The organism is Kitasatospora sp. NPDC043950 (assembly GCF_056435345.1).
The window spans coordinates 1-6,636 of the sequence record NZ_JBWKER010000116.1 but is presented as its reverse complement, the minus strand read 5'-3'; the positions used below and the strand labels follow the sequence as shown (position 1 = coordinate 6,636).

Sequence of the window (6,636 nt, the reverse complement as noted above, 5' to 3'; positions counted from 1 at the left end):
ACGTCGTCGAGGTGGGCGTCGGGGCCTTGTTCGGTGAAGACCTCCCGGGCGGCCCGGATGATCTTTTCCGCGTTGCGGGCGGCGTCGGCGCGCAGCAGTCGGGGGGAGTCGAGGGCCATTGCGGCAGCCTATCCAAGGGGCGGCGCAACGGCGTCGGACGGCCGGGGCGCGTGGTGGCGTGCCCCGGCCGGTAGGGAAGAGCCGTTGTCGGCCGAAGGCGTTGCGGAGAGGTGGCCGGCGATCTCGCCCGGCTGCGGATGGACGGGGCCTGGCGGCGGATGCGGCGGGCGCGGGCGAGGACCGAGGCGGTGAAGGCTGGCTCCTCCTTTCCGTGGTGTGAGCCTCCCGGCTCCGGAACGCTGCTGAGGAGAGGACGCCGAGGCCCGCGAGTGCGCGCTGCCGACGGCACCGCGCGGCGACAGCGGTCGAGTGGCCCCGTGTGGTGCGTCCCTCACGTGGCCCGCTCCTCGGTGGGCGGCGATGGCGGCAGGTTCGTGTGGGGTGGCGGTCATGGCGAGGTGGGCGGTGGTGCCAGGGCAGGTACCACGTCGGTGAAGTCGTGGATGAGCCGGGAATGGCGGGTGGCGGGCCAGGCCAGGCAGACCTGCCCCGGGCCGAGGCCCTCGACTGGCCGGGCGACGACGTCGGGGCGTGTGTAGAAGGTCGCAGTGGACAGCGGGATCACGCAGATGCCCGCGCCGACGGCGACCAGTTCGAGCTTTTCCTCGACGCTGTGGATGGGTGGAACGTCGGAGCGTTCGCCGGTGCGCAGTTCCTGCGCGATGTCGCGCCACTCCGGTACGGCGTCCGGGTCCTGGAGGAGGTGCTCGCCCGCAAGGTCGGCGACGGTGAGGGCCGGCCCGCCGGCCAGCGGATGGTCGGTCGGCAGCACCACGACGCGCGGTTCGCTGAACAGCGGCAGTACGCGCAGCCCCTTCTGATCGATCGGCAGACGCACGATGCTGACGTCGGCCCGTCCGTCGCGCAGGACCTCGACCTGGTCCTCCCAGCCGGTGCGCAGTAGCCGGACGTCGAGTCCGGGATGGCGGGCGGTGAGCGCCCGCACGGCGGGGGTGACGGTGATACCGGGCATAAAGCCGACGGTGAAGACCCGTGTGGCGGTGGCGGCGGCGGTGACCCGGCGGACCATGGCCTCGGCCGCCGCGAGGAGCGGGCCCACCTCGTCGAGGAGCTGGGCTCCGGCGGGCGTGAGGACGGTGCCCCTGCGGTCGCGGCGCAAGAGCGTGACGCCCAGGTCGTTCTCCAACGCGCGCACTTGGCGGGAGAGGGCCGGCTGGGCGATGTGCAGTCGCTCGGCGGCGCGGCCGAAGTGCAGTTCCTCGGCGACCGCCGCGAAGTACCGCAGTTTCCGCAGGTCGATGTCCATACCGTTGCCGTGTCCCGTCCTGATCGGTGTCCGTACGCCTCGTGATACCCCATTGGATCCAGCGGGGTGCCGCTCCCGACGGCAGCTCCCCCGGTCGGCGAGGGGACCGGCCACCGGGGGCGTGGATCAGCCCTGGGCGAGGACGGTCAGCGGGTCGGTGTGCTTCGGGGTCCAGCCGAGCTGGTCGCGGGCGCGCGCCGGGGTGAGTCGCTGGTCCAGGGCGAAGGCGTCGGCGAAGGCGCCCATGGCCGCGCGTGCCTCCTCCAGAGTGATGGAGACGGTCTTGCCGCCGAGACCCGCTCCTCGGCTGATGGCTTCGGCGCACTCCCGGGCCGTGGGATCGACTCCTCCGACGCCGGCGTAGACGGCGCCGGGCCGGGCGCGCAGCGTGGCCGCGTACAGTTCCGCGAGGTCGTCGACGTGGACCAGAGCCCAGTGTTGCGAGCCGTCTCCGATGTAGGCGATGGCGCCCGCCACCATGCCCGGACGGGTGAAGAAGGCATCGATGAGCCGGTTGTCGCCGCCGTACAGCAGACCGGGCCGGACCACGACGGGACGACCTCCGCGCGCGGCGCGGGCGAGGACGGCATCCTCGACGGGGCGGCGCCAGGCGACGAGGGCCGGTGGATCCCACGGGGCGTCCTCGTCGACGACGCCGTTGGTGTCGCCGTAGACCCAGGTACCGCTGGTGTGCACGTAGGGGCCGGCGCCGATGCCGTCCTGCATCGCGGTGGCGGCGGCGAGGTCCTCCGCGCCGGTGGCCGCCTGGGCGAGGTGAATGACGGCTTCGGCCTGCGCCGCCGCCTCATTGAGCACGCCCAGGTCGGCCAGGCTGCCCGTGACCGGATCCGCCCCGTGCGTCCGTACGGTCCGGGCAGCGTGCTCGTTGCGGGCCAGGGCGCGCACGGTGTGGCCGTGCCGTGTCAGCGCGTCGATGGTCGCCTTGCCGATGTAGCCGGAACCGCCGGTGACGAAGACCCTCATGACGTTGTTCCTCTCGTTTCGGGATCGCTTTCAGCCTGCGGCGGCGCCGGCACCGGTGTCCAAGACCTGTTCCGGCGCCTGTGATGCCGTCCGGGCATCACGGTCGAGGAGGCGGTCAAGCCGCCCTGCGAGCGCCCCCGCCATGAGCGGCGGAGGGGCGGGACAAGCGCGACCGCGATCGGCAGTCCTGCGAACGGCGGGGCGGGAGGCGGCCGGCCGCGGTGACGACGCCGGCCGGGTGGATGGGTGGTGGTGACTGCGCCACGAGCGGTCGTCCCGCGAAGGCATCACAGCGCACGGAACTGGTCTTGGACGTGGCCCGCGTGCCACCCGCAGGGTGGAGGCGGGGGGAGACGACCGGGCGGGACCTGTGTCCTGATCGCCGGAGGTACAGCGCCGGCAGTCGACCTCCTCGAACGGAAAGGCTGAGCGAGAGCATGCGACACGACATCGAGTTCGACGCCGAGGGCGTCACGCTGCGCGGTTGGTTCTACGAGCCGGAGCAGGGCACCGCTCCGGCCCCGTGCGTGGTCATGGCGCACGGCTGGTCCGCCACCCGCAGGATGTACCTGGACCGTTTCGCCGAGGTGTTCGCCGCCGCCGGTCTGGCCGTCGTGGTGTGGGACAACCGCGGCTTCGGCGACTCGGACGCAGCTCCGGGGAAGCCCCGCTACGAGATCGACCCCTGGGAGCAGATCCGCGACTACCAGCACGCCGTCACGTATGCCCAGAACCGCCCCGAGGTCGACCCGGACCGCATCGGCGTGTGGGGCAGCAGCTTCTCCGGCGGACACGCGTTCGTCGTCGCCGCGATCGACCAGCGGGTCAAGGCGGTCAGCGGGCAGGCTCCCTTCATCAGCGGACGCGCCACCTTCGCCAACGTCGCCCGAGAGAACAACCGGGTCGTCAACCCCTCGATCTTCTCCGACGACCGGAGGGCCCGAGCGGCCGGCCACTCTCCCGCCATGATCCCCGTGATCGGCGAGGACCCCGCACAGGTGACCGGCATCCCCACCCCGGACGCCCACGCCTGGTTCACCGACGCCCACGAACGGCTCGCCCCCGAATGGCACAGCGAAGTCACCCTGCGCAGCCTGGAGTTGCTCCGGGGCTACGAGCCCGGCTCCTACCTGCCGCTGATCACACCGACGCCGCTGCTCGTGATCGTCGGCCAGGACGACAGCCTGACCGGCGGCAATCTGGCCGCCGCCGCCTTCCAGACGGCCGCCGAGCCGAAGAAGATCGTGTTCGTACCCGGCGGTCACTTCGCGGCCTACACCGGTCACGGATTCGACATCGCCGCCACCGCCGCCCGCGACTGGTTCGCCGAGCACCTATGAACCGGCCCGCCGCACCCCCTCCGTGGCTCAGGTGTCCAATGGTCGTGGTCGCTCGCCGAACCCCGGATAGAGCGCGTCCGGCTGTTCGTCCACGAGGACGACTCCCGCGCCGAGGCCATGTACGTGAGGGCGGGCTTCAGGCACTCGGGCGTGGAGCTGCCCGTGCCCGGTGACGACACGCGCCGGGGGATCGGGCTGACAGAGCCCAGAAGTTGGACCGGAACCGCTTGACGTGCGCCGACCGGGGGCAGGCACGGAGGCACGGCATCGCGCGTTGAGTCACGGATGAAACCGCCACCGGCCTTCGGAGATGACGTCTACTTTGTCGTCGCTGACGCGAACAGCCGTGTCGTCGTCGATGAAGTAGATCGGGAAGTCCGCCCGCTCGACGATGCGGTCAGCCCAGGCGTCATCCCGTTCCGGGAAGTCCGGCGAGTACAGGTGTGGCTTCAGGTACCAGTCGAAGAGACCGAAGGGCGGCTCCACCGTCGTAGCGCCGAGCACGTGCAGGTCCGCAGCATCCCCGATGACGTCGGCGGAATGTTCGGTGAGATTCCGGCTGAAGATCATCGATCCGGCACTCACCCCCACATAGACCCGGCTCTCCAGCACTTCCAGGAAGCCCTCGGCCAGACCGTTGCCGGTGATGCTGCGCGCGAGATGGTAGTGACTGCCGCCCTCGACGTAAACGACATCGGCGTGCAACAGCCGGTCAAGCACCATCTGCCGAGGCAGGCCGTTCAGCTCCAGGACGTCGAACTCCCGCCAGCCGAGACCGTGCAGTCGGCTCATATCCGCGACGAACCACCCGTGGTCACCGGGCTCGGCGACGGATGCCGTGGGCACGTACACGATGTTCGCCGACCCGAACGGCTTTCCCAGCAGGTCCCGCAGCGCATCCCGCAGCGTCGCGTTACGCAGGCCGCTCGCCGTCAACAGAAGCTTCACCGGGCGAGCCAATCACGGCTGCCAGGCGCGCGCAATCCACTGGGCGTTCGTCACCGCCGCCATCCCTGCTGAACCGAGCGGCTGGCTCGGCCACCCCTGCTGCGCAACGCCCCCCGGCCCGGACCGACTCCCGGCGCACCCGTCCCGCGGCGGCCGGCCCGCCCCCATCCGCATACCTCACACAACATCGGATACAGCCGCCACAGCGAGCCCGCCAGGCGATTCGGGACAGGTCACCCTGACGAGCCGAAGTCGGTAACTACCCGGCCTTGCGGGATGTCCGGTTCGCTGGGACCCCTCGGAGGAGGCCTCCGGCCCGTCCGTGCGCTGCTGCCGGCTGTGCAGCCGCAGGTGGGAGGCGGCGATCAGGACCCAGACCACCAGAACCGCCGTCCCGATCGAGTTCAGCAGGAACGGGAAGACGGTCCGTGGCCACAGCGGGCTGAGAAGCACCGACACGAAGCCGAACGCGGCCGAGGCGAGCACGGCGCGGCCGGTCCCGGCCGGGGCGCCGGCCGCGTCGGCCGAGCCGTCGCCGCCGCGTCCACAGTTGTAACGCCGGGCAACGACTCCAGCCCGCCTCCAGGTCCGGCCGGGCGGCCCGCTGCGCCTTCACCCAGCGCCCGGGCTGCCCGCCCTCGTGCACCGTGTCCTCGGGCAGGGTGGTCCAGTTGATCAGGCCGTCGGAGTCCAGCCACCACAACGGTCGACCGTCAGTGGGGGACACAGCCCGGCGTCCGTGACGGCGGTCCAGAGCGCGCGCTCGACGACCAGCCGGCGCAGCATGCGCAGTTCGCGGGGGGCGTTCCAGCCGAGCACGCCGACCACCACTCCTCGGTGGCCGTAGGCGGCGGTGAAGTGGCCGTTGGACGGGTCGCCGGAGAGGATGCGCAGGTCCGCGTCGGGCGGGAAGATGCCGTACGCCTGGATCCTGGTGTCGTACTGGTCGGTCCAGAAGTAGGGCACGGGGGCGAACGGGGTGGCGTCGCCGAGCAGGTTGCCGGCCGCGGCGACGGCCTGTTCGGTGGCGTTCATCCGGTGCTCCAGCCGGATGCGGGTGCCGAAGTGGGGGTTGTGCCAGGAGGCGACGTCGCCGGCGGCGTAGATGCCGGGTGCGGCCCGGCACCACGCGTCGCACACCACCCCGTTCCCCAGGCGCAGGCCCGAGCCGGTCAGCCAGCCGGTCGCGGGGGTCGCGCCGACGGCCAGGACGACGAGGTCGGTCGGCAGCGTGGTGCCGTCGCCGAGCTCGACCCCGGTCACCCGGCCGTCTGCGCTGCGCATCCGGCGCACCGGGACCCCGCAGCGCAGACGGGTCCCGTGGGCGCGGTGCAGGTCGGCGACGAGGGCGCCGATGCGCTCGCCGAACGGGCGGCGCACCGGGACGGGCTCCGGCTCGACCACGGTCACCTCCAGGCCCATGGCCCGGGCTGCCGCCGCGATTTCGGTGCCGAGGAAGCCGGCGCCCACCACGACCACCCGGGGCGCGGCGAGCAGCGCGGCTCGCAGGGCGAGCGCATCGTCGAGCGTGCGCAGGACGTGCACCCCGGCCAGATCGGTGCCGGGCAGGCGCCGGGGGGTCACCCCGGTGGCGATGACCAGACCGTCGAAGCGGATGTTCTCGCCGCCGCCCAGCCGTACCCGGTGCCCCGCGGCGTCGAGGGCGGTGGCGGGCTGTCCGAGGTGCAGGTCGGCCTCCAAGCGCGCGAGCTCGTGCGGGGAGCGCAGGACGGCTCGCTCGGCGGGCCAATCACCCGTCAGGATCCGCTTGGACAGCGGTGGCCGGTCGTAGGGCGGGTGGGGCTCGTCGCCGATCAGGGTGAGGTGGCCGTCCCAGCCCCGGCGGCGGAGGGTTTCGGGGGGGGGGGGGGGGGGGGGGGAGGGCCCCACAACGGAAACCCCCCTTCCCCTTTTCCCCCCTCTTCCTCCTGTTTTTCTTTCTCTTGTTTCTTCCAACCAAGCTCCCGGGGGGGGCGG

Annotated in this window: 6 protein-coding genes; 1 reads left to right on the top strand and 5 read right to left on the bottom strand. The window is 72.1% G+C overall.

Annotation, left to right across the window (positions count from 1 at the left end; all coding sequences use genetic code 11):
- Window positions 1–508: 508 nt before the first annotated feature.
- Both AC07BF_RS37435 and AC07BF_RS37430 read right to left on the bottom strand, forming a co-directional pair.
- On the bottom strand, window positions 509–1,387 hold the full coding sequence (locus AC07BF_RS37435) for a LysR family transcriptional regulator (RefSeq protein WP_363588436.1): 879 nt from the start codon (window positions 1,385–1,387) through the stop codon (window positions 509–511).
- Between the two features lie 126 nt (window positions 1,388–1,513).
- Window positions 1,514–2,371 (bottom strand): NAD-dependent epimerase/dehydratase family protein, encoded by an 858-nt coding sequence (locus AC07BF_RS37430; protein ID WP_363588434.1) that lies wholly within the window; start codon window positions 2,369–2,371, stop codon window positions 1,514–1,516.
- Between the two features lie 437 nt (window positions 2,372–2,808).
- Between AC07BF_RS37430 and AC07BF_RS37425 the strand changes: the two genes are divergently transcribed.
- On the top strand, window positions 2,809–3,711 hold the full coding sequence (locus AC07BF_RS37425) for an alpha/beta hydrolase (protein ID WP_400989362.1): 903 nt from the start codon (window positions 2,809–2,811) through the stop codon (window positions 3,709–3,711).
- A 279-nt stretch (window positions 3,712–3,990) separates the two neighbouring features.
- On the opposite strand, the gene AC07BF_RS37420 is transcribed toward AC07BF_RS37425, so the two are convergent.
- From AC07BF_RS37420 to AC07BF_RS37410, 3 genes are all read right to left on the bottom strand, one after another.
- Entirely contained in the window at window positions 3,991–4,659 is a 669-nt protein-coding gene (locus AC07BF_RS37420; RefSeq protein ID WP_363588430.1) for a Type 1 glutamine amidotransferase-like domain-containing protein, read from the bottom strand.
- A 177-nt stretch (window positions 4,660–4,836) separates the two neighbouring features.
- The gene (locus tag AC07BF_RS37415) at window positions 4,837–5,145 is read right to left on the bottom strand and encodes a hypothetical protein (protein ID WP_478334583.1); all 309 of its coding nucleotides are present in this window, start codon (window positions 5,143–5,145) and stop codon (window positions 4,837–4,839) included.
- 189 nt (window positions 5,146–5,334) lie between these two features.
- Window positions 5,335–6,549 (bottom strand): NAD(P)/FAD-dependent oxidoreductase, encoded by a 1,215-nt coding sequence (locus AC07BF_RS37410; protein ID WP_478334582.1) that lies wholly within the window; start codon window positions 6,547–6,549, stop codon window positions 5,335–5,337.
- Between the last annotated feature and the right edge of the window lie 87 nt (window positions 6,550–6,636).

What these genes read in the sequence shown, in the direction of transcription:
- AC07BF_RS37435 (WP_363588436.1), bottom strand. Translation starts at nt 1,387, where the DNA reads ATGGACATCGACCTGCGGAAACTGCGGTACTTCGCGGCGGTCGCCGAG.
- AC07BF_RS37430 (WP_363588434.1), bottom strand. Translation starts at nt 2,371, where the DNA reads ATGAGGGTCTTCGTCACCGGCGGTTCCGGCTACATCGGCAAGGCGACC.
- AC07BF_RS37425 (WP_400989362.1), top strand. Translation starts at nt 2,809, where the DNA reads ATGCGACACGACATCGAGTTCGACGCCGAGGGCGTCACGCTGCGCGGT.